The following is a 23,845-nucleotide window of genomic DNA, read 5'->3' on the forward strand; positions in this document are numbered from 1 at the left end:
CCGCCGCACGGTGAGGATCTGCACGAGGTTGCCCATGTGCATGCTCGGCGCGGTGGGGTCGAAGCCGCAGTAGAGCGTGATCGGCCCGGCGGCCGCGTCTGCGCGCAGCGCCTCGAGGTCGGTCGAGGTCGCGATGAGGCCGCGCCAGGCGAGGTCGTCGAGGACGGCGACGCGTCGGGCGGCGGCGGGGTCGAGATCGGTCAGCTCGGTCACGGGCCACATCCTCGCGCACGGGAGCACGGCGGCTCGAACCGGTTGCGGCTCACGGGCGCGGGGCGCTGACCGTGGGCTCGCCCGGGATGGTGAACCGCCAGGGGACGTCGACCGCACGCGTGATGCCCACGCGCGGACCAGCCGAGACCTCGAGCGGCGGTGTCCCGGCTCGGACGCGGAGCCGCCCTGCGGCGCGGGTGACGTCGGCGCCGTGCCATGCGCCGTCGAGGCCGAGCGCCCGCGCCAGGTTGGCCGGGCCCGACGCCAGGCGGCGCCCCGGCGGCTTCGCGCCCCGGCGCTCGCGGGCCAGCGGCTCGCCCACCACGACCTCCCCCGCACGCAGGAGCACCGCGGCGGCGACGCCGTCGGACGCGCACACGAGGTTGGCGCACCAGTGCATGCCGTAGGTGAAGTAGACGTAGACGTGCCCGGGCGGGCCGAACATCACCTCGGTGCGCGGAGTGGGTCCGCGCCAGGCGTGCGATGCGGCGTCGTCCTCCCCCGCGTACGCCTCGACCTCGGTGAGCCGCACGGAGACAAGGCCTTCCGCGGTCTCGGCCTCGACGACGCAGCCCAGCAGCTCGGGTGCGACGACGTCCGCCGGGCGCGCGTAGAACGAGCGCGGCAGCACCCCGGCCACGGTGCCTACTCGTGGGCGCCGCGGGCGCCGGGTGCGGTGGCGGCCCAGACGGCGGCGACCTCGACCACGCGCGTGACGTCGGCCAGCTGCTCGCGCACCCGCGCGGGCGCGGTGCCGCCGTACGCCGACCGCGAGTCGAGCGCGCCGCGCACGGACAGCACTCCGCGCACCGCCGGGGTGAGGTGGTCGCTGATGTCGCGCATCTCGTCGTCGCTGAGGTCCCAGAGCTCGACCCCGCGCGCCTCGGCCCGGCGGACGCAGCCACCGGCGACCTCGTGCGCCTCGCGGAACGGCACGCCCTGGCGCACCAGCCACTCGGCGATGTCGGTGGCGAGCGCGAAGCCCTGCGGTGCGGAAGCCGCCATCCGGTCGGCGTCGAAGCGCAAGGTGGCGACGCAGCCCGTCATCGCGGGCAGCACCAGGAGCAGCGTGTCGATCGCGTCGAACACCGACTCCTTGTCCTCCTGCAGGTCGCGGTTGTAGGCGAACGGCAGGCCCTTCAGGACCGTGAGGACGGCCATGAGGTCGCCGATGAGCCGACCGGCCTTGCCGCGCGCGAGCTCGGCGACGTCCGGGTTCTTCTTCTGCGGCATGATCGACGAGCCCGTCGACCACGCGTCGTCGAGCTGCGCCCAGCCGAACTCGCGCGAGGTCCACAGGCAGATCTCCTCGCCGAGCCGCGAGAGGTGCACGCCGACCATCGCGAGCACGAAGCAGAGCTCGGCCACGAAGTCGCGGTCGCTCACGGCGTCGATGGAGTTGGCCACGGCGCCGCGGAAACCGAGCTCTGCGGCCACGGCCTGCGGGTCGAGCGGCAGGGAGGAACCGGCGAGAGCGCCTGCGCCCATGGGCGAGAGCGCCGCACGGTGGTCCCAGTCCATGACCCGGTCGACGTCGCGCGCGAGGGCGTGCACGTGCTTGGCGAGCTCGTGCCCGAACGACACAGGCTGCGCGTGCTGCAGGTGCGTGAAGCCCGGGGCTGCCGTGTCGACATGCCGTTGGGCCTGCGCGAGCAGGGCGCGCTGCAGGTCGGCCACGGCCAGGGCGACGAACCGGGCGTGGTCGCGCAGGAAGAGCCGGAGATCGGTCGCCACCTGGTCGTTGCGCGACCGGCCGGCCCGGAGCTTCCCGCCGAGGACGCCGAGCCTCTCGGTCAGGCCCCGCTCGAGCGCCGTGTGCACGTCCTCGTCGGCGGGCTGCGGCAGGAACTCGCCGGAGGCGACGTCGGCCTCGAGCGAGTCGAGCGCACCCAGCATCTCGGCGAGCTCGTCGTCGGTCAGGAGCCCCGCGCGGTTGAGCACGCGCGCGTGGGCGCGGGACTGCGCGAGGTCGTACGGTGCGAGCCTCCAGTCGAAGTGCACCGACAGGCTGAGGGCCGCCATCGCGTCGGAGGGGCCGCTGCCGAAGCGTCCGCCCCACAGTCGCTGTCCGCCTGCGGGCTGCTGCTCGGTCACGCTGGTCCTTCTCTCGGTGCTGGTGGTGCCTGACGGGCGGGCGTGCAGGTGCAGCCTGTCATCGACCGTTCTCGGCGAGGCTCAGCATCGCAGCGGCGACGTCCGCGCCGCCGTCGGGGTCCCGGGCCACGAGGAGCACGGTGTCGTCGCCCGCGACGGTGCCGATGACGGTCGGGAGCACGCTGTGGTCGATCACCGAGGCGAGGTACTGCGCCGCCCCCGGGGGCGTCCGGAGGACGACCAGGTTGGCCGACGCCTCGGCCGACACGAGCACCTCGCCCGCGACGCGCGCGAGCCGTGCGACGGCGGCGTCCTCGCCGAGCGCCGCGACGGGGCTCGGGTCTCCGCCCTCACCGGGCACCGCATAGACGGACCGGCCGTCCGCGGTGACGACCTTCACCGCGCCGAGCTCGTCGAGGTCGCGCGAGAGCGTGGCCTGGGTGACGGCGACGCCCTCCATCTCGAGCAGCTCGGCCAGGCGCGCCTGGTTCGGGACGGCGTTGTGCTCGAGGAGGTCGGCGATGCGCGCGAGGCGCGCAGCCTTGGTGTTGGGCGCCGTCACGGCGCACCTGCCGCGGCGTCGAGCAGCGCAGGGAGCGCGTCGCTGAACATGTCGGCCTGCTCGTCCGTGAGGATCAGCGGTGGTGCGAGCCGGATGGTGGTGGGGCGCACGGCGTTCACGAGGAAGCCGGCGTCGCGGGCGGCGACCTCGAACGCCCCCGCGACCGGCTGCAACAGCTCGAGCGCACGCCACAGCCCGACGCCGCGGTGCGACGCGAGCAGCGGGTGGTCGATCCGGTCGAACGACGCCGCCCACCGGTCGCCGAGCCGGGTCACGTGCTCGAGCAGGCCGTCGGACTCGATGGTGTCGAGCACGGCGAGGGCCGCAGCGCAGGAGACGGGGTTGCCGCCGAAGGTGGTGCCGTGGTCGCCGGGCACCAGCACGTCGCAGGCCTCACCGGTCGCGATCACCGCGCCGATCGGCATCCCCGAGGCCAGCCCCTTGGCGAGGGTGACGACGTCGGGCACGACGCCCTGCTGCACCGACATGAGCCAGGTGCCGGCTCGGCCGATGCCCGACTGCACCTCGTCGCAGACCATGAGGGCACCCACCTCGTCGCAGAGCGCCCGGACAGCTGCGAGGTAGCCCGGCGGCGGGAGGACGACGCCGCCCTCGCCCTGCACCGGCTCGACGATGACGGCCGCGGTGCGCGGACCCACCGCGGCCCGGAGCGCCTCGACGTCGCCGAAATCGACGAACACGACCCCGCCGGGCAGCGGCTCGAACGGCGTCCGCTTGGCGGGGGTGCCGGTGACCGCGAGCGCACCCGCGGTGCGTCCGTGGAAACCGCCGTGGGTCGACACGATCTCGTCGCGGCCCTGCAGGTTCCCGCGCTTGCGCGCGATCTTCAGGGCTGCCTCGTTGGCGGTCGCGCCGTCCTGGCACAGGAAGACCCGCGCTCGCGCCGGCACGAGCGAGGCGAGCCGCTCGGCCAGCGCGATGCCGGGCACGTGCATCGCGAGGTTGCTCGTGTGCACGAGGATCGACACCTGGCGGCTGACCGCCTCGACCACGGCGGGATGGGCGTGGCCGAGCGACGACACCGCGATGCCGCCGAGCAGGTCGAGGTAGCGGGTGCCGTCGACGTCCCACACCCAGGCGCCCTCGCCCCGCGCGAGCGCGACCGGCGGCACGCCGTAGTTGCCGAGCATGACCTCGGACCAGCGGGCCTGCAGCGCAGCGGTCGCGGCCCCGGTGGTGGTCGGCGCGGTCACGACGACGGCTCCTCGTCGAAGAGCTCGGCGTCGTCGGGCAGCACCATCGTGCCGACGCCGGACGACGTGACGATCTCGAGCAGGACGCCGTGCGGCAGCCGACCGTCGATCACGTGCGCCCGGGGCACCCCGCCGCGGACGGCGTGCACGCACGCCGCCATCTTCGGGACCATCCCGCTCGACAGCGCGGGGAGCATCCGCTCGAGCTCGCCGACGGCGATCGTGCGGATGACCTCGTCGCTGGTGGGCCAGTCGGCGTACAGCCCCTCGACGTCCGTGAGCACCACGAGCTTGTCGGCGCCGAGCGCGACTGCGAGCGCGGCGGCGGCGGTGTCGGCGTTCACGTTGTAGACGTTGCCGTCCTCGCCCCGCGCGACCGACGAGACGACCGGCACGAGACCGTCGTCGAGCAGCTGCTTCACGAAGTCCGGGCGGACGTCGACGACCTCGCCGACCAGGCCGACGTCGACAGGCTCGCCGTCGACGAGCACGTCGCGACGCTCCGCGGTGAAGAGGTGCGCATCCTCGCCCGACAGCCCGACGGCGTACGGGCCGTGCGCGTTGATCAGGCCGACGACCTCGCGCTGCACCTGGCCGGTGAGCACCATGCGGACGACGTCCATCGCCTCGGGGCTGGTGACGCGGTAGCCGCCACGGAACTCCCCCGGGATGCCGAGCCTCTCGAGCATCGACGAGATCTGCGGACCGCCTCCGTGGACGACGACGGGCCGGAGCCCGGCCATGCGCAGGAACATCACGTCGGCGGCGAAGGCCTTGCCGAGCGCCTCGTCGACCATGGCGTTGCCGCCGTACTTCAGCACGATCGTCGCGCCGTGGAAGCGCTCGAGCCACGGCAGCGCCTCGGCGAGGACGGCCGCCTTCTCGAGAGCCGCCTCGCGCTCCCCCGCGGGCCGGGTCACCGTGCCGCTCATGAGGAGTACGCCGAGTTCTCGTGGACGTACGCCGCTGTCAGGTCGTTGGTCCAGACCGTGGCGCTCGCGTCGCCACTGCGGAGGTCGATGGTGATGACCACCTCGCGACCGCTCATGTCGACGAGGTCGCGGTCGTCGCCGGTGGCGCCGTCGCGGCACACCCAGACGCCGTTGATGGCGACATCGACGGCGTCGGGCTCGAACCGCGCGTCGGTCATGCCCAGCTCGGCGAGGATGCGCCCCCAGTTGGGGTCCTCGCCGTGGATCGCGCACTTCACGAGGTTGGCGCGGGAGACGGCGCGGCCCGCGTTGACGGCGTCGTCCTCCGACACCGCGTTGACGACGTCGATGCGGACGTCCTTGCTCGCGCCCTCGGCGTCGGTGACGAGCTGACGGGCGAGGGAGGCGCAGACGTCTGTGACCGCCTCGACGAGCTCGGAGTACGACGGCGTCACGCCCGAGGCCCCTGATGCCAGCAGCAGCACGGTGTCGTTGGTGGACGTGCAGCCGTCGCTGTCGACGCGGTCGAACGTGACGCGCGTGGCCGCGCGCAGCACGGCGTCCAGGGTGGCGGCATCGGCGACGGCATCGGTGGTGACGACGACGAGCATCGTGGCGAGCGACGGCGCGAGCATGCCCGCGCCCTTGGCCATGCCGCCGACGACGAAGCCGTCGCCCTGCGCCAGTGCGGTCTTCGGCACGGAGTCGGTGGTCATGATCGCGCGCGCGGCGTCGTCGCCGCCCTCGGCGTCGAGCGCGGCCTGGGCGGCGTCGAGACCCGCGAAGAGCCTGTCGGTGGGAAGGCGTACGCCGATGAGGCCGGTGGAGCAGACCGCGACGTCGCCCGCACCGATGCCGAGGAGCGAGCCGACGTGCTCGGCCGTGCGATGGGTGTCGAGGAAGCCGTCGGGGCCCGTGCAGGCGTTGGCACCACCGGAGTTGAGCGCGACGGCGCGCACGACGCCCGCCGCGAGCACCTGCTGCGACCAGAGGACGGGCGCGGCCTTCACGCGGTTGCGGGTGAAGACCCCCGCCGCCGCGAACTGCGGACCCTCGTTGACCACGAGCGCGACATCCGGTGCGCCCGTGGACTTCAGGCCGGCCGCGACGCCTGCGGCGCGGAACCCTGCGGGGGCGGTGACGGTCACGGCGCGACTCCGATAGCGGTGAGGCCTGCGGTCTCCGGGAGGCCGAGGGCGATGTTGGCGTTCTGCAGCGCCTGGCCTGCAGCGCCCTTGGTGAGGTTGTCGATCGCCGACACGACGACCGCGCGGCCGGAGTGCCGGTCGGCCGCCACCTGCAGGTGCACGGAGTTCGCGCCGAGCGTGGCACCGGTCTGCGGCCATGAGCCGCTCGGCAGGACCGTGACGAAGGGCTCGCCGGCGTACGCCGCGTGGAGGGCCTCGTGCAGCACCTCCGTGGTGACGCCGTCGGCGAGCCTCGCGGTGGTGGTCGCGAGGATCCCGCGCGGCATCGGCGCGAGCAGCGGGGTGAAGGAGACCGTCACCCGCTCGCCCGCAGCGCCCGTGAGCGCCTGCTCGATCTCCGGCGTGTGCTGGTGGGTGCCCCCGACCTTGTACGCCGACAGCTGCCCCATCACGGTGCTCGCGAGCAGCGCGTCGCTGGGCTTGCGCCCCGCACCCGTGGTGCCGCTCGCCGCCACCACGACGACGTCGTCGGGCTCGACGAGCCCGGCGGCGAGCAGCGGAGCGAGACCGAGGATCACGCCGGTCGGGTAGCAGCCGGGGTTCGCGATGCGCCGGGCCGTCGCGATCTCCGCTCGCTGGTCGCCGAGCTCGGGCATGCCGTAGGTCCAGGTGCCCGCGTGGTTGCCGCCGTAGTACCGCGACCACGCCTCGGCGTCCGCGAGCCGGTGGTCGGCACCGAGGTCGACCACCAGCGTGCCCGCCGGGAGCGCGGCGGCGATCGCGCCCGACTCGCCGTGCGGGAGCGCGAGGAACACGACATCGGCCTCGATGAGCGCGTCGACGTCGGTGCCGATGAACGTGCGGTCGGCGAGCGCCGTGAGGTGCGGGTGCAGCTCGGTCACGCGCTTGCCGGCGCTGCTGCCGGCCGCGAGCGGGCCCACCTCGAACGACGGGTGGGCGAGCAGCAGGCGCAGGAGCTCTCCGCCGGCGTACCCGGAGGCGCCGACGACGGCCGCGACGAGCGGTGAGGAGGTCACCGCTCGACTATACACATATGCGGATACTCCTCAGCCGCGCGGGTCGTCCCGCCACGCCGGGGCGAGGCGCAGGGTCCGCGCCCGCGTGTCGCCGGGACCGATCTCGGCCAGCAGCCGGTCGCGGTCGTCGCGGGCGTGCACGAACCGGCCGGCGAGCGGGTCGAGCCGGCCGGTGGCGATCTCGTCGACGAGACCGAGCAGGAGATCGACCGGCGTGTACCGGTCGTCCGGGATGTCGGCCAACTCCGGGACATGGCGGGTCAGCTCGACGGGGAAGCGCGTCATGTCCGTCTTCACCATGCCGGGGCTCACGGGGAACACGTGGACCCCGGTGCCGGCCAGCTCGGCCTCGACCGTGGTGACCAGGTGCAGCACCGCGGCCTTGCTCGCTCCGTAGCCAGAGTCGTACGGCGACGGCTCGGTGCCGATGCCGCTCGCGAGCACGACCACCCGGCCGCTCCCCCGCGCGATCATCCCCGGCAGCACCGCGCGCAGCGTCAGGTAGACGCCGCGCAGGTTGACCTCGACCCCCGACCACCACGCGTCGGGATCGCTCGCCCAGAGCGGGCCCGCCCCGAGCAGCGCGCCCGCGTTGGCCACGACGAGGTCGAGGTCGCCTGCCGCCGTGGCCACCTCCGCGAGACGCGGACCATCGGTGACGTCGGCGGCGTACGGCGTGACCCGCTCGCCCCAGGCGGGCGCGAGGGACCGGAGCGCGATCTCGTCGCGGGCGACCGCCGCGACCTCCCAGCCACCGGCGGCCAGGTGCTCGACCAGGCTGCGGCCGATCCCCCGGGTGACGCCGGTGACGAGGGCCTTCACGCGCGCTGGACCGCCCCGTGCGCGGCGGCGGCGGCCGCGACGGCGGAGTCGCGCGCGGCCCCGACCTCCTCCACCGTGAGCGTGCGGTCGGGAGCCCTGAAGCGCAGCGCGAACGCGAGGGACTTGCTGCCCTCGCCGACCTGCTCGCCCGTGTAGACGTCGAACAGGCGCACCGACTCCAGCAGCGGCCCGGCGCCCGAGACCAGCGCGGCCTCGACGTCGCTCACCGCGACGTCGGACGCCACCACGAGGGCGACGTCCTCCTTCGCGACCGGGAACGTGAGGACTCCGGTGGCCGTGACGACGGGCGTGGCAGCGGCGATGACAGCGTCGAGGTCGAGCTCCATCGCGCTGGTGCGCTTGGGAAGGCCCGCGTCCTCGCACACGCGGGGTGCGAGCTCACCGGCGAAACCGACGACCGCACCGGCGACGACGAGCTCGGCGACCCGGCCGGGGTGCCACGGTGCGGGGGCGGCGCCCTTGCGCACCTGCAGGTCTGCGCCGACGGCGCCGGCCACGGTGCGCGCGGCCTCGACGGCATCGGCCCACACAGCGGGCTGCGCGCCGCCCCACCAGCCGGCAGGGGCGACGTTGCCCGCGAGGACGACGCCGACGTGCAGAGGCTGCTCGGGCAGCAGGCCGGTCAGCGCGGTGAGGTCGTCGTGCGAGGGGCGACCGGCGACCGACGGCCGGGGCGGGGCGGTGACGCCGCGGGGCTGCTGGCCCTCGCGGAGGTGGAAGACCGAGCCGGCCTCGAAGAGCGCGACGTCGGACGTGCCGCGGCCGACGTTGCGGCGCAGCGTGGCGACCAGGCCGGGGAGCAGCGTGGTGCGCATGCCGGGCTGCTCGTCGGACAGCGGGTTGGCCAGCAGCAGCAGGCGCCGTCGCTCGTCGTCGGCGGGGATGCCGAGCGCATCGAGATCCGCGTCTCCCACGAACGGGTAGGCGAGCGCCTCGACATAGCCGGCAGCCGCCAGCGCACGGCCCACGCGCCGGCGTGCGCGCTGGGACTCCGTGAGCCCGTACCCCGCGCGGGCCTGCGGCAGGGTCGGCGGGATGGCGTCGTACCCCCCGAGGCGCAGCACCTCCTCGACGAGGTCCGCCGGGTCGGTGATGTCGGGCCGCCAGGTGGGCGCGGTGACGACCAGGACGTCGGCGTCGGGGTCCGCGACGGTGGCGCCGACGGCCTCGAGGCGCTCGACGACGACCGCGCGCGGCACGTCGATGCCGGCGACGCGTGCCGGGAGGTCCGCCGCCATCTCCACGGTGACGGGCTCGCGCGGAGCCTCGACTCCGGTCATCCCCACGTAGCGACCGCCGCCGTGGGCGAGCAGCAGGCCGGCGGCGCGGGCCGAGGCGTACGGCGCGAGCACGGTGTCGACGCCGCGCTCGAACCGGCGCGACGCCTCGCTCGAGAGCTTGTGGCGGCGCGACATCCGCGCGACGACCGCGGGAGTGAAGTGCGCGGCCTCGAGCGCGATGTCGACGGTGTCGTCGTCGATCTCGGTGTCGAGGCCGCCCATCGTGCCGGCGAGGCCGATGGGTCCGCGGTCGTCGGTGATGAGGAGGTCGTCGGCGGACAGCGTGCGCACCACGTGGTCGAGCGTCTCGAGCTTCTCCCCCGCGCGCGCACGGCGTACGACGATCGCGCCCTGCAGCTTGCGCTGGTCGAACGCATGCAGCGGCTGGCCCGTCTCGAGCATCACGTAGTTGGTGACGTCGACGGCGAGCGAGACCGGTCGCATGCCGCTCATGACGAGCCGGCGGCGCATCCAGTACGGCGACGGGGCCGTCGGGTCGAAGCCCACGATCGTGCGCAGCGTGAAGAGGCTGCAGCCGTCGAGGTCGTCGATGGCGCACTCGTGCGGCGTGCCGGCGTCCGGCGCCGGCAGGTCGTCGATCTCGGCCGGGTCGCGCAGCGGCACGCCGTACTGGTGGGCGAGCTCGCGCGCGACGCCGCGCATCGACAGGCAGAAGCCCATGTCGGGCGTGACCGCGACGTCGAGCACGACGTCGCCGAGGCCGATGACGGGGCCGGCGTCGTCGCCGATCTCGGCCGTGCCCTCGGGCAGCACCATGATCCCGTTGTGGTCGTCGCCGAGGCCGAGCTCGCGCTCGGAGCAGATCATGCCGTCGGAGACCTTGCCGTAGGTCTCGCGGCTGGCGATGCGGAAGTCGCCGGGCAGCACGGCGCCGGGCAGGGCCACGACGACGACGTCGCCCGCGACGAAGTTGCGTGCGCCGCAGACGATGCCGCGGACTCCCGGCGTGTCGGGGTGGCCGTGCTCGGGCCCGACCTCGACCCGGCAGAAGCGGATGGGCTTCTTGAACTCGGTGAGCTCCTCGACCTCGAGGACGCGACCGATCACGAGCGGGCCGGTGACCTCGCCGCCCACGGTGACGATCTCCTCGAGCTCGAGACCGACGGCGACGAGGCGCTCACCGATCCGCTCGGGAGTCTCGTCGGCCGGGACGTCGACGTACTCGCGCAGCCACGAGAGGGGGATGCGCACCGGTCAGACCTCCATGCCGAACTGGGTGGTGAAGCGGATGTCGCCCTCGACCATGTCGCGCATGTCGGTGACGTCGTGGCGGAACATCAGCGTGCGCTCGATGCCCATGCCGAACGCGAAGCCCGAGTAGCGATCGGGGTCGATGCCGCTCGCGCGCAGCACGCGCGGGTTGACCATGCCGCAGCCGCCCCACTCGATCCAGCGCGGCCCGCCCTTGGCCTGCGGGAACCACAGGTCGAGCTCGGCGCTCGGCTCGGTGAACGGGAAGTACGACGGGCGCAGGCGAGTCTTGGCCTCGGGCCCGAACATCGCCGTCGCGAAGTGGTCGAGCGTGCCCTTGAGGTCCCCCATGGTGATGCCCTCGTCGACGACGAGGCCCTCGACCTGGTGGAAGACGGGCGTGTGCGTGGAGTCGAGCTCGTCGGTGCGGTAGACGCGGCCCGGGCAGACGACGTAGATCGGCACGGGCCGGTCGAGCATCGAGCGCACCTGGACCGGGCTGGTGTGCGTGCGCAGCACGACGCCCGAGTCCTCGGTGCCGACGAAGAAGGTGTCCTGCATCGAGCGGGCAGGGTGGTCCGGGCCGAGGTTGAGGGCGTCGAAGTTGAGCCACTCGGCCTCGACCTCGGGCCCCTCGGCGACCTCCCAGCCCATGGCGACGAAGACGTCCTCGATGCGCTCCTGGATGGTGGTGAGCGGATGGCGCGCGCCGACGGGGCGGCGGTCGTACGGCAGCGTGACGTCGACGGCCTCCTCGACGAGCACGCGGGCGTCGCGCTCGGCCTCGAGCTCGACCTGGCGCGTCTTCAGCGCCTCGTTGACCGCGCCGCGGGCGATGCCCATGCGCTTGCCGGCCTCGGCCTTGGCCTGCGGCGGAAGAGCCCCGATCTCGCGGTTGGCGAGCGCGAGCGGGCTGCGGTCCCCGGCGTGGGCGAGGCGCGCCTCCTTGAGGGCGTCCAGGTCGGTGGCGGCGGCGATCGCGGCCAGGGCGTCGCTCACCGCGGCGTCGACGGCCTCGGCCTTCAGCGCGGTGACCTCGACGGGGTCGAACGACTTGTTCGGGGCGGACATGCTCGCTCTTCTCGGGTCTGACCCGCGAGAGGCGGGCGCGACGAGTCTAGGGAACGCGGAGAGCGCCGACCGTCGCGGGCCCGAGGGCGAGCAGCGCGGTCAGCGCCGCGGAAATCGACCGCAGGCGCCCAGGGTCGTCCGGCCGGGCGTGCTGCCGGCGTACGACGTGGAACGGGCGCGGGTCATGGCGTGAAGCCTAGGCCGACGCCCGGACCCCGTCGAACGCGTTCATGAAGGCCGACTGTGCTGCGCTCATAGCAATGAAGTCCCCTACCGGGCGAGGGCTCCGCCCAGTCTCGCCCGGCGGGGGCCCACCCTTCATCGCCAAGCGAGGCCGCCTTCATCGGAGACGGTCAGGCTTCGGAGAGCTGCTCGGTCTCCATGCCGGTGGCGCTGTCCATGGAGTCCATGCCGCCCATCTGCTCCTCGAGGACGCGCAGGGTGCCGTCGCCGAAGCGCGGGTCCTGGCCGCGGGCGGCGAGCGCCGCGGCGCGTGCGTCGCGCTTGGCCTGGGCGAGAGCCTCGCCGGCGGCGAGCTCCTCGTCGGTGAGCGGATACGACTCGACGTACGAGACGCCGTGGTACTTCTCGATGTAGGCGTCGAGCTCGGGGCCGGACTCCCACGAGGTGATGAGGCAGTAGCGCGGTGCATCGCCCTGGTGCCAGACGGCGTGGTACAGCCGCTGGGTGTCGACGATGAGCTGGGCGCCGGCCGGCAGCGCGATGCGCGTCTCGGTGGACGGGTCGTCCTTGTCGGCGCGCAGCACCATGACCGAGTCGGGGTTGTGGGTGAGGTTGAAGAAGCCGCGGACGATCCAGCCGGTGCCCTCGGGGTTGAGGCGGTTGTTGTCGTCGCGGTGGAAGTTGTAGAGCGTCTCGCCGTACTGGTTGGGCAGGAGCTCGATGATGCGGCAGCGGCCGATGTTGGCGCCCGGCTCCTTCGCGCGCTCGACCAGCGTGGGTGCCAGCGCGACCTGGCTGTCGACCCAGACGCCGTCCTTGTCCGTCTTCGGCGGGGTGTGGTTCCAGAAGCCGTCGCACTCGAGGTCGCCGTACGCCGAGGCGAGCGGCGCGAAGCGGGTCTCGCCCGAGGACTTCCAGTCGACGTACGTGACGTCGAGCCACTCCTTCGGGTCGATCTCGCCCTGGTACATGTCGAGGACGACGTAGCCGTTGGCACGGAACGCCTCGAGCTTGGTGTAGCCGTTCTCCTGGTACTGCGTCATGACCCGTCCTCGCACTGCTCAAGGGGAAGCTGACCGGTATCCATCATGCCGCACGCCCCCCGCAACTTAGGTAACCCTAACCAGGGGTGTGTCCGACGTCTCGCCCGCTCGACCGGTGTCCGGACGCACCGAGGGCGCGCACCCGGAGGTGCGCGCCCTCGGTACGTCCCTCCGGCTCTCAGGCCTCCGACATCACCATCGTGGGGTCGTAGCCGTAGTACGCGGTGCGGGCCGAGCGACGCTCCTGCGCGATGGTCTCGCCACGGAACGCCTCGCCCTGGTCGAGGAACGCGCTCTCGACCTTCGTGCGCGGGCTGTTCTCGAACACCCACTTCTCGAGCGCCGGGCCGCTCTCGACGGAGGTGATGAGGCAGTGGCGCGCCTCGCCAGCAGAGTCCTGGTGCCACACCGAGTGCCACATGCGCTCGGAGTCCACGAGCAGCTGGGCGCCCGCGGGCAGCGAGATGCGGGTCTCGGTCGACGGGTCGTTGATGTCCTCGCGGAGGATCATCACGGAGTCGGGGTTGTGCGTGAGCTGCATGAACAGGCGCAGCACCCAGCCCTCGCCCTCGGGGTTGAGCCGGTTGTTGTCGTCGAGGTGGCTGTTGTAGAGCGCGTCGGCGTACGAGTTGGGCTGCAGCTCGATGATGCGGCAGCGGCCGACGTTGGCGCCGATCTCCTGCACGCGGCGCGTCAGCGTGGGGGCGATCGCCGTCTGGCTGTCGATCCAGACACCGTCCTTGTCGGCCTTCGGCGGGTCGAAGTGCCAGAAGCCGTTGCACTCGATCTGGCCGTACGCCGAGGCGAGCGGCGCGAACCGGGTGTCGCCGCTGGACTTCCAGTCGACGTACTCGAGGTCCTTCCACTCAGCGGGGTCGATCGGCTGCTGGTAGCTGTCGAGGACGACGTAGCCCGTCTCCTCGAGGATGGGCAACGTCAGATGGCGCGGCATGGGCCCTCCCGAAAGGCGTACCACCGCGGGGAGACGGTGGATCGACGCCCAGTGTGCCTCACCCGACGCTCGGCCCGAAGCGTCCAAAGCCCTTGCGCCCCTAAGGTTTTCGTCACATGCCCTGGTTAGGTGAGCCTTGCCGAAGAAGCCGCGGCAGACGGACCGACCTGCGGGATCACCTGCACCGCAGCCGGTTACGGCGTACGGCGACGCTGGGCGCGGGCGGAGGCGTACAGGCAGACCGCAGCGGCGGTGGCGAGGTTGAGACTCTCGGCACGTCCGTGGATCGGCACGCGCACGACCTGGTCGGCGAGGGCGCGCGTCGGCTCGGGGAGGCCCCACGCCTCGTTGCCGAACAACCAGGCGGTGGGAGCACCGAGCGTGCCGTCGTCCTCGAGGTCGTCGAGGTCGCGCGCGCCCGCGCCGTCGGCGGCGAGCACCTGCAGCCCTGCGGCGTGCATCCGGGCGACGAGGTCGGCCACCGTGGGCCCGGTGACCACCGGCAGGTGGAAGAGCGAGCCGGCGCTCGCGCGCACGGCCTTCGGGTTGAGCGGGTCGACGCTGGCCTCGGTGAGCACCACCCCCCCGGCGCCTGCGGCGTCCGAGCAGCGGATCACCGTGCCGACGTTGCCGGGGTCGCGCGCGTGCGCCAGCACCGTGACGAGGCGCTGCGGGCCCGACAGCAGCGAGTCGAGGCTCGAGGTGACCGGGCCGGTGGCGCAGACGCCGACCATGCCCTGCGGCGTGACCGTTCCCGACAGCGAGCCGACCACCTCGCCCGACGCGCGCACGACCTCGGCGCCGGCGGCACGGGCAGCGGCCACGATCTCGGGGTGCCGGTCGGCAGCTTCCGCGGTGACGTACAGCTCGAGCAGGGCCCCGGGGACGCCGGCCGCCTCGCGGCAGGCCTGCGGCCCCTCGGCAAGAAAACGACCGTCCCGGTCGCGGAACGCACGCTTCACCAGGCGCCGGGCTGCCGTCACCCGCGGTGAGCGGGTGGAGGTCAGCTCGGTGGTGGAGCTCATGCGTCGCGACCGGGACGGTCGGAGGTGCTGGGCGTCGTCAGGCCGAGGCAGGCGCGTTGACGTCGGCCGGGAGGGCCTTCTTCGCGGTCTCGACGAGGACGGCGAAGGCCGCGGCGTCGTTGACGGCGAGCTCGGCCAGCATGCGACGGTCGACCTCGACACCCGCGGCCTTGAGGCCCTGGATGAAGCGGTTGTAGGTCATGCCGTTGGCGCGGGCACCGGCGTTGATGCGCTGGATCCAGAGCTGACGGAAGTCGCCCTTGCGCTTACGACGGTCGTTGAAGGCGTAGACCTCCGAGTGGAGGATCTGCTCCTTCGCCTTGCGGTAGAGGCGCGAGCGCTGCCCGCGATAGCCGCTGGCCTGCTCGAGGACCTCGCGGCGCTTCTTGTGGGCGTTCACTGCCCGCTTCACGCGTGCCATGGGTGTTCTCCTGCTGGATGGACGGGCCTGACCGGCCCGGCGATGGACGTCGGGGGTCGGTCAGATGCCGAGGAGCTTCTTCACGCGCTTGGTGTCGGCGGGCGAGAGCTCCTTGGGGACCGAGAGTCGGCGGGTGCGCTTGCTCGACTTGACCTCGAGGAGGTGGCGCTTGTTGGTGCGCTCGCGCATGAGCTTGCCCGAGCCGGTCACCTTGATGCGCTTCTTGGTGCCGCTGTGGGTCTTCTGCTTCGGCATGTCGCCGTTCTCCTCGTGAGTGTGATGGTGCGTGGTGCTGTCGGGGTGGTGCTCAGGCGTCGGCCTGCGCCGCCTCGGTGGCCTCTACGGTCTCTGCGGTCTCTGCGGTCTCTGCGGTCTCGACGGTCTCGACCTCCGCGGGAGCGGGCTCGGTCACGTCGGTCGTGGTCTCGGTGGTGCCCCCGGTCGCCTCGAGCTCGCCGTCGGCCTCGTCGTGCCGGCGTCCCTTCTTGGCGTCCTTCTCGGCCTGGGCCTCGGCCATGGCCTCGGCCTTCTTCCGGACCGGCCCGAGGACCATGATCATGTTGCGGCCGTCCTGCTTCGGCGAGTACTCGACGAACGCGATGTCCGCGACGTCGTCCGCGAGCTTCTTCAGCAGGCGGAAGCCGAGCTCGGGTCGCGACTGCTCGCGACCGCGGAACATGATCGTGATCTTGACCTTGTCGCCCGCCTTGAGGAAGCGGACCACGTGGCCCTTCTTCGTCTCGTAGTCGTGCGCGTCGATCTTCGGGCGGAGCTTCATCTCCTTGATGACGGTGTTGACCTGCTTCTTGCGGTCCTCACGCGCCTTCAGGGCCGACTCGTACTTGAACTTGCCGTAGTCCATGAGCTTGCAGACCGGCGGCTTGGACATCGGTGCGACCTCGACCAGATCGAGATCGGCCTCCGCGGCCAGGCGCAGCGCATCCTCGATGCGCACAATGCCTACCTGCTCCCCGTTGGGCCCGACAAGCCGGACCTCGGGGACTCGGATCCGCTCGTTGATGCGGGGCTCGGCGCTGATGTGCACTCCTTGGTTCGTCCGATGGTTCGTGGTCGCACCGGCCCTCGACATGGATCGAGGCCCCGCGCACGCGCGCGAGGCCTCGCAGTCGTCGGCGTCCTCCGCCCGGGGGCGGGACGCCGCCGGATCCCCCCGTCGGGGGTTCCGCGACCTGGACCCGACGACCCGGAGGTCGTGCGGGTGGGAGCGAGGGCTCCGCTTGCGTGGTCCGCCCCCACGTTCGGGGAGGACCGGTCCGGGGCGAACTGTACCGGGTGGGCCGCCGAACGCCCAAAACGGACGCGGCCGCCCCGGAGGGCGGCCGCGTCGTCGAGCAGGATCAGGCGGCGTCGGCCTGGCCGACGGCCTCCACCACGTGGGCGCGCGTCAACGGGTAGACCACCGCGGCGATCACGCCGCCGAGCAGCGGCGCCAGGATGAACAGCCACAGCTGGGACAGTGCCGTGCCGCCCTCGAACAGGGCCGGGCCGATCGAGCGGGCCGGGTTCACCGAGGTGCCGGTGTTGGGGATGCCGACCAGGTGGACGACGGTGAGCGCGACGCCGATGGCGAGGCCCGCGGTCGTGCCGTTGGCCGCGCGGTCGGTCACCATCAGGATCACCAGGACGAACGCGAAGGTCAGCAGCATCTCGAGGATGAACGCCCCACCCATCGTGAGCGGGTCGGCCCAGCCGTTGGTGCCGAGACCGCCGGTCTCGTCCACGACGCCGAAGCTCGAGACGAGCAGCTTGAGCACGCCGGCGCCGACGATGGCACCCGCGATCTGGGCGCCCCAGTAGCCGGCCGCCTCGGCGATCGGCATCTTGCGGGCCACGACCATGGCGATGGTGACCGCCGGGTTGACGTGCGCGCCGCTCACCGGGCCGAAGGCGTAGGCGACGAACACCAGCACGAAGCCGAAGGCTGTCGCCACGGCGAGGATGCCTGCGCTCTTGAGGCCCATGACCGCGGCACCGACCGCGAGGAAGACGAGGAGGAACGTGCCGAGGAACTCGGCGACGTACTTACGGGACGACATGGCGGCACCTCGGGGTGAGTCGGGATGGGGGACGTACGGGGAAGATCCCGAACCCGTCCATGAAAGCGGTATCGCGGGGCGAGATCACGCCGACACGCTCACGACCTGCTCGGATACCGGCTGGTAACGGGACGAGCCGGGACTCAGCCGGGGTCGACGAGGCCGATCGCGATCCCGCCCGGGCAGGCCGCCACCAGCACGGGATGGCCGGCGAGACGGTCGGCGGCGGCGGCGGCGACCCCCGCGCCGTCGGCCCCGGGCTCGGGGACCAGAGCCACCAGCAGGTCGCCCGCACCCGTCGGCGCGGGTGCGGCCTCGTGCCCGGCGAGTCCGGCGAGCCCCGCGAGCGCCTCGGCCACTGCGGCCAGGACCGCCGGATCCTCGGGCACCGGGACGAACGGCCTGCCCTCCGCCACGGCGAGCAGGGCCTCGCCCTGGAGCGCGAGCCGCACCGGGCCGCCGAGGTCGAGCAGCACGGCGTCGGCGCCCTCCTCCAGTGCCGCTCCCGCCACCCGCGCGGCCGACGCCGGGATCCCCCGCGCAGAGGGGTCCCAGGCGACCATCGAGGCCACCGAGGTGAAGGCGAGCAGGCCGCGTCGGCCGTCCGGGCTGACGAGGCTGACGGTCGCCATGTGCGAGTCCTTCTCGCCTGGCCCGGGGGCGCCTGCTGCCACGTCGTCCGTCACGGAGTCGAGCACGGCCATGAGCGGGGCCATGAGGCGCTTGCCGTGGAGGAGCCGGACGACGTCGGAGAGGCGAGCCTCGCCGAGCGCGTGCAGGGCCAGCACCTCGGCCAGCTCCGGGTCGGGCGTGCCGTCGTCGTCGGCGAACTCGGGCTCCGGGATGTCCATCCCGCCGAACCGCTGCTCGCCCGGACGCTGGTGCTCCCCCGCGCCGTGCCCGTGCCCCATCGCGGCTAGAGCCGGCAGGCGTGGATGTCGGTGACGAGGATCCCGCGGCCGCCCATGTCGTACAGCTCGTCCATCACGCGGTGGACGTCGCGGCGCGGCACCATCGCCCGCACGGCGGACCAGGCGGAGTCGTGCAGGGAGGACACCGTGGGCGACTCGATCCCCGGGGTGATCCGGCAGGCGCGCTCGACGAGCTCGGTGCGGATGTCGTAGTCGACGAGGACGTAGGCGCGGGCGACGATCACGCCCTGCAGGCGCCGGACGAACGTGTCGACCACGGGGCTCTGGGCCGCGCCCGCCCGCTGGACGAGGAGGGCCTGGCTCACGAGCAGCGGCTCGCCGAGCACCGTGAGGCCCGCCTGCTTCAACGTGGTGCCGGTGGCCACGACGTCGGCGACCGCGTCCGCGACGCCGAGGCGCACGGAGTTCTCCACGGCGCCGTCGAGCTTCACGACGGTCGCGTCGATGCCGAGCTCGGCGAGCCGCGTCGCGAGGAGGCCTGCGTACGACGTGGCGATCCGCTTGCCGGCGAGGTCGTGCACCGTGGTCGCGGTGCCGGCGGGCGCGGCGAAGCGGAACGTCGACGGCGCGAAGCCGAGCTCGAGCAGGGTCTCGGTCTGCACGCCGGAGTCGAGCACGAGGTCGAGCCCGGTGATGCCGATGTCGAGCTGCCCGCTGGCGACGTAGATCGCGATGTCGCGGGGCCGCAGGAAGAAGAACTCGACGTCGTTCTCCGGGTCCTGCACCACGAGCTCGCGGGCGCTGTGCGCCGCGGGGTAGCCCGCCTCGCGCAGCATCTCGCGGGCGGGGTCGGACAACTGACCCTTGTTGGGGAGGGCGACACGCAGCATGAGGCTGCTCCTAGCGGCTGGGATGGGATCGGGCGCGGGGCACGATCACAGATGCCGGTAGACGTCCTCGAGCGAGACGTCGGCGGCCAGCATGAGCACCTGGGTGAAGAAGATCAGCTGCGAGATCTCCACAGCTGCCCGCTCCTTGCCCTCGAACTCCGCGGCCATCCAGGCCTCGGCGGCCTCCTCGACGACCTTCTTGCCGGCTCCGTGCACGCCGTCCTCGAGGAGGCGGGTGACGGTGCCGGAGGACGGGTCCTTCTCGGCCCACTTGGTCACGAGCTCGGTGTGCAGCTCCTCAAAGGTCTTCATGAGGCAAAGCCTACGGAACCCTTGGGCGACATCCCACGCAGGGTGAGGACCACGGCGATCGCCGCCTCGACGGCCTCGCGTCCCTTGTCCTCCTCCGAGCCCGGGAGGCCCGCCCGGGCGAGCGCCTGCTCCTCGGTGTCGCAGGTCAGCAGGCCGAACCCGACGGGCACTCCGGTCTGCAGGGCGACGTGGGCGAGTCCGTCCGTGGCCGCCTGGCACACGTACTCGAAGTGCGGTGTGCCGCCACGGATGACGACGCCGAGGGCGACCACGGCGTCGTAGCCCCCGGAGGTGGCGGCCTTCGCCACGACCGGGAGCTCGAAGGCACCCGGGACGCGGATCACCTCGTAGGCGGCACCGAGCTCGTCGAGCGCGCGGGTCGCCCCGCCGACGAGTCCGCCCATCACCTGCTCGTGCCAGGAGGCGGCCACGACCGCGACACGGAGGTCGGCCGTTCCGGGCAGGTCCAGCCGGGGTGCTCCGTGGCCGCTCATGTGGGGTTCCCTTCGGGGACGTCGAGGTCGTCGGGCAGGTCGTGGCCCATGCGGTCGCGCTTGGTCTGGAGGTAGCCGAGGTTCTCCACGTTCGGGACGACCTCGATCGGGACGCGCTCGATGATCGACAGGCCGTAGCCCTCGAGCCCTGCGCGCTTGGCCGGGTTGTTCGTGAGCAGCCGCATGCTGCGCACACCGAGGTCCGCGAGGATCTGCGCGCCCGTGCCGTAGTCGCGGGAGTCGGCGGGAAGGCCGAGGTTGAGGTTGGCGTCGACGGTGTCGGCGCCGTCGTCCTGCAGCGCGTAGGCGCGCAGCTTGTGCAGCAGGCCGATCCCCCGGCCCTCGTGGCCGCGCATGTACAGCACGATGCCGCGGTCCTCGGAGGCGACGCGGCGCAGCGCCGCCTGCAGCTGCGGGCCGCAGTCGCAGCGGCGCGAGCCGAAGACGTCGCCCGTGAGGCACTCGGAGTGCACCCGCACGAGGATGCCCTCGCCGTCGCCGATGTCGCCGTGCACGAGGGCCACGTGCTCCACGCCGTCGAGCCGCGAGCGGTACCCGACCGCGCGGAAGTCGCCGAACTCGGTGGGCAGCCGGGTCTCGGTGACCCGCTCGACCTGCAGCTCGGTGTGCCGGATGTACGAGATGAGGTCGGCGATCGAGATCATGACGAGGCCGTGCGCGTCGGCGAACTCCCGGCACTGCGGCGCACGCATCATCGAGCCGTCCTCGTTGACGAGCTCGCAGAGGGCGCCGGCCGAGGTGAGGCCGGCCAGCCGGGCGAGGTCGACCGCGGCCTCGGTGTGGCCGGCGCGGCGGAGCACTCCGCCGTCCATGGCGCGCAGCGGCACGACGTGGCCGGGCCGGGTGAGCTCCCACGGCTCCGTGGCGGAGTCCGAGAGGACCTTGATCGTGCGCGCGCGGTCCTCGGCCGAGATGCCGGTGGCCTTCACGTCGCGCGCGTCGACGGTGACGGCGTACGCCGTGCCCTTCTTGTCCTCGTTCACCTGCGTCATCGGCGGCAGGCCGAGGCGGTCGAGGTCCTTGCCGGGCATGGCCACGCAGATGTAGCCGGAGGTCCAGCGGATCATGAAGCCGGTGACCTCGGGCGTCGCCTTCTGGGCGGCGAAGATGAGGTCGCCCTCGTTCTCCCGGTCCTCGTCGTCGACGACGACCACGGCCCGACCGGCGCGGATCGCGGCCACTGCCTCCTCGACGGGGTCGAGGCGGATGCCGGCGCGATCGGTCCCGGCCGCGGTCCCGATGGTCATGAGGTCCTCCACTGCAGCATGCGCTCGACGTACTTGGCGACGACGTCGACCTCGAGGTTGACCGGGTCGCCCACCTGCTTGGTGCCGAGCGTCGTGAGCTCGAGGGTCGTCGGGATCAGCGAGATGCTGAACCAGTCGTCGTGGGCCTCGACGACCGTGAGCGACACGCCGTCCACGGTGATCGAGCCCTTCTCCACGACGTACTTGCCGAGGTCGTCGGGGAGCGAGACGCGCACGACCTCCCAGTGCTCGCTCGGCGAGCGCTCGAGGATCGTCCCGGTGCCGTCGACGTGGCCCTGGACGAGGTGGCCCCCGAGCCGCGCCGCGAGGGTGACCGGGCGCTCGAGGTTGACCGGCGAGCCCGGAGCCACGGCACCGAGGGACGACCGGTCGAGCGTCTCCTGCATCACGTCGGCGGTGAACTCGCCGTCGCCGAGCTCCACGACGGTGAGGCAGACGCCGTTGACCGCGATGGACGCACCGTGGACGGCGTCCGAGGTGACGAGCGGCCCCCGGATCCGCAGCCTCGCGGCGTCGACCATCGGCTCGACGGCGACGACGCTGCCGAGCTCTTCGACGATGCCCGTGAACACTCAGTCCTCCTCGGCCCGGAGCACCCGGGCGTCGATGCGCACGTCGTCACCGACGCGTGCGACCTCGGTGATCCGCAGACGCAACGCATCCGCGATCGAGTTGATGCCCGCGGAGCCCAGTGCAGAGGCCCCTGCCCCGAGGAGGGCCGGGGCGACGTACCAGCGCACGGCGTCGACGAGGCCCGCCCGCACGAACGCCGCGGCGAGGGTGGGGCCACCCTCGAGCAGCACGTGCTGGACGTCGAGGTCGCGCAGGGCCACCAGGACCGTCGCCGGGTCGTGCTCGCGGACCTGCAGCGTGGGCGCGGCACCGTCGAGGACGCGGGCACGCTCGGGGATGTCGCGCCGTCCGACGACGACGCGCAGCGGCTGGACCTCCCGCGGGAGGACGACGCCGCCCCGGCGGACCGCGAGGTGCGGGTCGTCCTCGAGCACGGTGCCGATGCCGACGATCACGGCGTCGACCCCGGCCCGGAACCGGTGCACCTCGGCGCGGGCCTCGGCCGAGGTGATCCACCGGCTGCTGCCGTCGGCCGCGGCGACGCGGCCGTCGAGGGTGGAGGCCGCCTTCCAGGTGACGAACGGGCGACCGTGGGTGACCGCGAAGGTCCAGGCGGGGTTGAGCGCCTCGGCCTCGGCCGCGAGGACTCCCCCGACGACCTCCACGCCCGCACCGGCGAGGCGCCGCGCGCCCCCCGCCGCGACGGGGTTCGGGTCGGACTGGCCGTGCACGACCCGCGCCACGCCTGCGTCGAGCAGGGCGACGCTGCACGGGCCGGTGCGCCCCGTGTGGTCGCAGGGCTCGAGGGTGACGACCGCGGTGGCTCCGCGGGCGCGGCCGCCCGCGGCGCGCAGGGCCTCGACCTCGGCGTGGGGGTGGCCGGCGCCGTGGTGGTAGCCCTCGCCCACGACCTCGCCGTCCGGGGACAGGAGGACGCAGCCGACCCGCGGGTTGGGGCCGGTGCGGGCGTCCGGGCTGGCGGCCAGGGCGAGCGCGCGACGCATCGCGTCGGTCTCGCGCTCGGTGGCTGGTGCGGTGCTCACGTCTGCCCTTCGCCTGCTCGGGCCCGCACGACCCGGTCGGCGGACAGCGCAGGCGGCGCACCCGGCGACGGCCGGGCGCTGCCTCGCGGCCACGTCGGACGACGCACGGCGGCCTTCCGCGCGCGTCGCCTCCCATCCGGACTCTCACCGTCGGCTCCGGATGGCTCGCGACCGTCGGACGACGGACGCGGGTCGACCGGATCAACCGACCGCTGGATGCGGCCGGGTCGCGGGCTCTCACCGCCGGCTCGGAATTGCACCGACCCCGGGACGCGCGAGCAGGTTCGCTCGTACGGGGGCAGCCTACCCGTGCGTGCACCACCAGCTGGCGTCGGTCGCCGCCTGCGCCTGTGCGGCGAGCGACCGGACGGCGGCCGCGGGGTCGGCGGCGCCGTACACGGCCGACCCGGCCACGAAGACGTCCGCACCGGCGTCGGCGCAGATCTCGATCGTCTCGGCGGACACCCCGCCGTCGACCTGGATCCAGAGATCGAGGTCGCGGCCCTTGACGAGCTCGCGGGCGCGACGGATCTTCGGGACGACGACGTCGAGGAACCTCTGGCCGCCGAAGCCGGGCTCGACGGTCATGACCAGCAGCATGTCGAGCTCGGGAAGCAGGTCGGCGTACCCCTCGAGGGGCGTCGCGGGGCGCAGGGCCATCCCCGCCCGGGCGCCGGCGGCCCGGATGTCGCGCGCGAGCTTGATGGGGGCCGTGGCCGCCTCGACGTGGAAGGTGACGGACCCGGCTCCGGCCTCGGCGAAGCCCGGGGCCCAGCGGTCCGGGTCCTCGATCATGAGGTGGCAGTCGATCGGGGTGCGCACCGCACCGACGAGCCGCTCGACCACGGGGAGGCCGAGGGTCAGGTTGGGCACGAAGTGGTTGTCCATGACGTCGACGTGCAGCCAGTCGGCCGCGCCCGCCACGCGCTCGCACTCCTCGGCGAGATGCGCGAAGTCGGCCGACAGGATGCTCGGGGAGATCTGGACGCCCATGCGCGCAAGGCTAGCGACCCGGAGGTGGGGCGGGACGCGACGCGACCGTCAGAGCCGGTGTGGGACGATCCAGCCCGAGCGGAAGCGAGGAG

26 protein-coding genes (1 of these 26 cut by a window edge) are annotated in these 23,845 nt (G+C 73.1%); all 26 read right to left on the reverse strand.

Annotated features, from left to right (window positions below; genetic code table 11):
• Positions 1–222 carry the 5' end (the start) of a tyrosine--tRNA ligase gene (tyrS, locus tag ACFQGU_RS12050; RefSeq protein WP_386766962.1) on the reverse strand. 1,107 nt of this gene lie to the left of the window's left edge, so the window shows 222 of its 1,329 coding nt (coding positions 1–222); it begins with the start codon at positions 220–222; the stop codon falls past the left edge of the window.
• 40 nt (positions 223–262) lie between these two features.
• The gene (locus tag ACFQGU_RS12055; RefSeq protein WP_386766964.1) at positions 263–853 is read right to left on the reverse strand and encodes a DNA-3-methyladenine glycosylase; all 591 of its coding nucleotides are present in this window, start codon (positions 851–853) and stop codon (positions 263–265) included.
• A gap of 5 nt (positions 854–858) precedes the next feature.
• On the reverse strand, positions 859–2,307 hold the full coding sequence (gene argH, locus ACFQGU_RS12060; RefSeq protein ID WP_386766966.1) for an argininosuccinate lyase: 1,449 nt from the start codon (positions 2,305–2,307) through the stop codon (positions 859–861).
• A gap of 58 nt (positions 2,308–2,365) precedes the next feature.
• Positions 2,366–2,869 carry an arginine repressor gene (locus ACFQGU_RS12065; protein ID WP_386766968.1) on the reverse strand — a complete coding sequence of 168 codons (504 nt, stop codon included), beginning with the start codon at positions 2,867–2,869 and terminating at the stop codon, positions 2,366–2,368.
• A complete protein-coding gene (locus ACFQGU_RS12070) occupies positions 2,866–4,083 on the reverse strand; it encodes an acetylornithine transaminase (RefSeq protein WP_386766970.1) in 1,218 nt (405 codons plus the stop codon). Before ACFQGU_RS12070 ends, ACFQGU_RS12065 begins: the two co-directional genes overlap by 4 nt.
• Positions 4,080–5,015 carry an acetylglutamate kinase gene (gene argB / locus ACFQGU_RS12075; protein ID WP_386766972.1) on the reverse strand — a complete coding sequence of 312 codons (936 nt, stop codon included), beginning with the start codon at positions 5,013–5,015 and terminating at the stop codon, positions 4,080–4,082. Before argB ends, ACFQGU_RS12070 begins: the two co-directional genes overlap by 4 nt.
• Entirely contained in the window at positions 5,012–6,163 is a 1,152-nt protein-coding gene (argJ, locus tag ACFQGU_RS12080; RefSeq protein ID WP_386766974.1) for a bifunctional glutamate N-acetyltransferase/amino-acid acetyltransferase ArgJ, read from the reverse strand. Before argJ ends, argB begins: the two co-directional genes overlap by 4 nt.
• Complete coding sequence (gene argC / locus ACFQGU_RS12085; RefSeq protein ID WP_386766976.1) at positions 6,160–7,200, reverse strand: N-acetyl-gamma-glutamyl-phosphate reductase; 1,041 nt, start codon at positions 7,198–7,200, stop codon at positions 6,160–6,162. Before argC ends, argJ begins: the two co-directional genes overlap by 4 nt.
• Positions 7,201–7,230: 30 nt before the next feature.
• Complete coding sequence (locus ACFQGU_RS12090; RefSeq protein ID WP_386766978.1) at positions 7,231–8,022, reverse strand: SDR family oxidoreductase; 792 nt, start codon at positions 8,020–8,022, stop codon at positions 7,231–7,233.
• On the reverse strand, positions 8,019–10,535 hold the full coding sequence (gene pheT / locus ACFQGU_RS12095; RefSeq protein WP_386766980.1) for a phenylalanine--tRNA ligase subunit beta: 2,517 nt from the start codon (positions 10,533–10,535) through the stop codon (positions 8,019–8,021). The genes ACFQGU_RS12090 and pheT overlap by 4 nt, the downstream gene beginning before the upstream one ends.
• Before the next feature lie 3 nt (positions 10,536–10,538).
• Positions 10,539–11,606 carry a phenylalanine--tRNA ligase subunit alpha gene (gene pheS / locus ACFQGU_RS12100; protein WP_386766982.1) on the reverse strand — a complete coding sequence of 356 codons (1,068 nt, stop codon included), beginning with the start codon at positions 11,604–11,606 and terminating at the stop codon, positions 10,539–10,541.
• Positions 11,607–11,959: 353 nt separating this feature from the next.
• Positions 11,960–12,832, reverse strand: a complete 873-nt coding sequence (locus ACFQGU_RS12105; RefSeq protein ID WP_386766984.1) for a hypothetical protein — start codon at positions 12,830–12,832, stop codon at positions 11,960–11,962.
• Positions 12,833–13,010: 178 nt separating this feature from the next.
• Positions 13,011–13,784, reverse strand: coding sequence for a hypothetical protein (locus ACFQGU_RS12110; RefSeq protein WP_386766986.1), 774 nt, complete (start codon positions 13,782–13,784; stop codon positions 13,011–13,013).
• A 194-nt stretch (positions 13,785–13,978) separates the two neighbouring features.
• A complete protein-coding gene (locus ACFQGU_RS12115) occupies positions 13,979–14,809 on the reverse strand; it encodes a TrmH family RNA methyltransferase (protein WP_386766988.1) in 831 nt (276 codons plus the stop codon).
• A 37-nt stretch (positions 14,810–14,846) separates the two neighbouring features.
• On the reverse strand, positions 14,847–15,230 hold the full coding sequence (gene rplT, locus ACFQGU_RS12120) for a 50S ribosomal protein L20 (RefSeq protein WP_386766990.1): 384 nt from the start codon (positions 15,228–15,230) through the stop codon (positions 14,847–14,849).
• Positions 15,231–15,290: 60 nt separating this feature from the next.
• Positions 15,291–15,485 (reverse strand): 50S ribosomal protein L35, encoded by a 195-nt coding sequence (gene rpmI, locus ACFQGU_RS12125; RefSeq protein WP_386766992.1) that lies wholly within the window; start codon positions 15,483–15,485, stop codon positions 15,291–15,293.
• Positions 15,486–15,537: 52 nt separating this feature from the next.
• Complete coding sequence (gene infC, locus ACFQGU_RS12130) at positions 15,538–16,320, reverse strand: translation initiation factor IF-3 (protein WP_386766994.1); 783 nt, start codon at positions 16,318–16,320, stop codon at positions 15,538–15,540.
• 268 nt (positions 16,321–16,588) lie between these two features.
• Entirely contained in the window at positions 16,589–17,287 is a 699-nt protein-coding gene (locus tag ACFQGU_RS12135; RefSeq protein WP_386766996.1) for an MIP family channel protein, read from the reverse strand.
• Positions 17,288–17,430: 143 nt separating this feature from the next.
• On the reverse strand, positions 17,431–18,198 hold the full coding sequence (locus ACFQGU_RS12140; RefSeq protein WP_386766998.1) for an SseB family protein: 768 nt from the start codon (positions 18,196–18,198) through the stop codon (positions 17,431–17,433).
• A 5-nt stretch (positions 18,199–18,203) separates the two neighbouring features.
• The gene (gene hisG / locus ACFQGU_RS12145; RefSeq protein WP_386767000.1) at positions 18,204–19,049 is read right to left on the reverse strand and encodes an ATP phosphoribosyltransferase; all 846 of its coding nucleotides are present in this window, start codon (positions 19,047–19,049) and stop codon (positions 18,204–18,206) included.
• A gap of 45 nt (positions 19,050–19,094) precedes the next feature.
• The gene (locus ACFQGU_RS12150; RefSeq protein WP_386767002.1) at positions 19,095–19,361 is read right to left on the reverse strand and encodes a phosphoribosyl-ATP diphosphatase; all 267 of its coding nucleotides are present in this window, start codon (positions 19,359–19,361) and stop codon (positions 19,095–19,097) included.
• Positions 19,358–19,855, reverse strand: coding sequence for a 6,7-dimethyl-8-ribityllumazine synthase (gene ribH, locus ACFQGU_RS12155; RefSeq protein ID WP_386767004.1), 498 nt, complete (start codon positions 19,853–19,855; stop codon positions 19,358–19,360). The genes ACFQGU_RS12150 and ribH overlap by 4 nt, the downstream gene beginning before the upstream one ends.
• Positions 19,852–21,123 carry a bifunctional 3,4-dihydroxy-2-butanone-4-phosphate synthase/GTP cyclohydrolase II gene (locus tag ACFQGU_RS12160; protein ID WP_386767006.1) on the reverse strand — a complete coding sequence of 424 codons (1,272 nt, stop codon included), beginning with the start codon at positions 21,121–21,123 and terminating at the stop codon, positions 19,852–19,854. Before ACFQGU_RS12160 ends, ribH begins: the two co-directional genes overlap by 4 nt.
• Entirely contained in the window at positions 21,120–21,716 is a 597-nt protein-coding gene (locus tag ACFQGU_RS12165; protein ID WP_386767008.1) for a riboflavin synthase, read from the reverse strand. Before ACFQGU_RS12165 ends, ACFQGU_RS12160 begins: the two co-directional genes overlap by 4 nt.
• Positions 21,717–22,721 (reverse strand): bifunctional diaminohydroxyphosphoribosylaminopyrimidine deaminase/5-amino-6-(5-phosphoribosylamino)uracil reductase RibD, encoded by a 1,005-nt coding sequence (ribD, locus tag ACFQGU_RS12170; RefSeq protein WP_386768271.1) that lies wholly within the window; start codon positions 22,719–22,721, stop codon positions 21,717–21,719.
• Positions 22,722–23,063: 342 nt separating this feature from the next.
• On the reverse strand, positions 23,064–23,753 hold the full coding sequence (gene rpe / locus ACFQGU_RS12175; protein ID WP_386767010.1) for a ribulose-phosphate 3-epimerase: 690 nt from the start codon (positions 23,751–23,753) through the stop codon (positions 23,064–23,066).
• Positions 23,754–23,845 lie beyond the last annotated feature (92 nt).

The sequence above is a fragment of the Longivirga aurantiaca genome, assembly GCF_042660085.1.
Lineage (GTDB): Bacteria > Actinomycetota > Actinomycetes > S36-B12 > CAIYMF01 > Longivirga > Longivirga aurantiaca.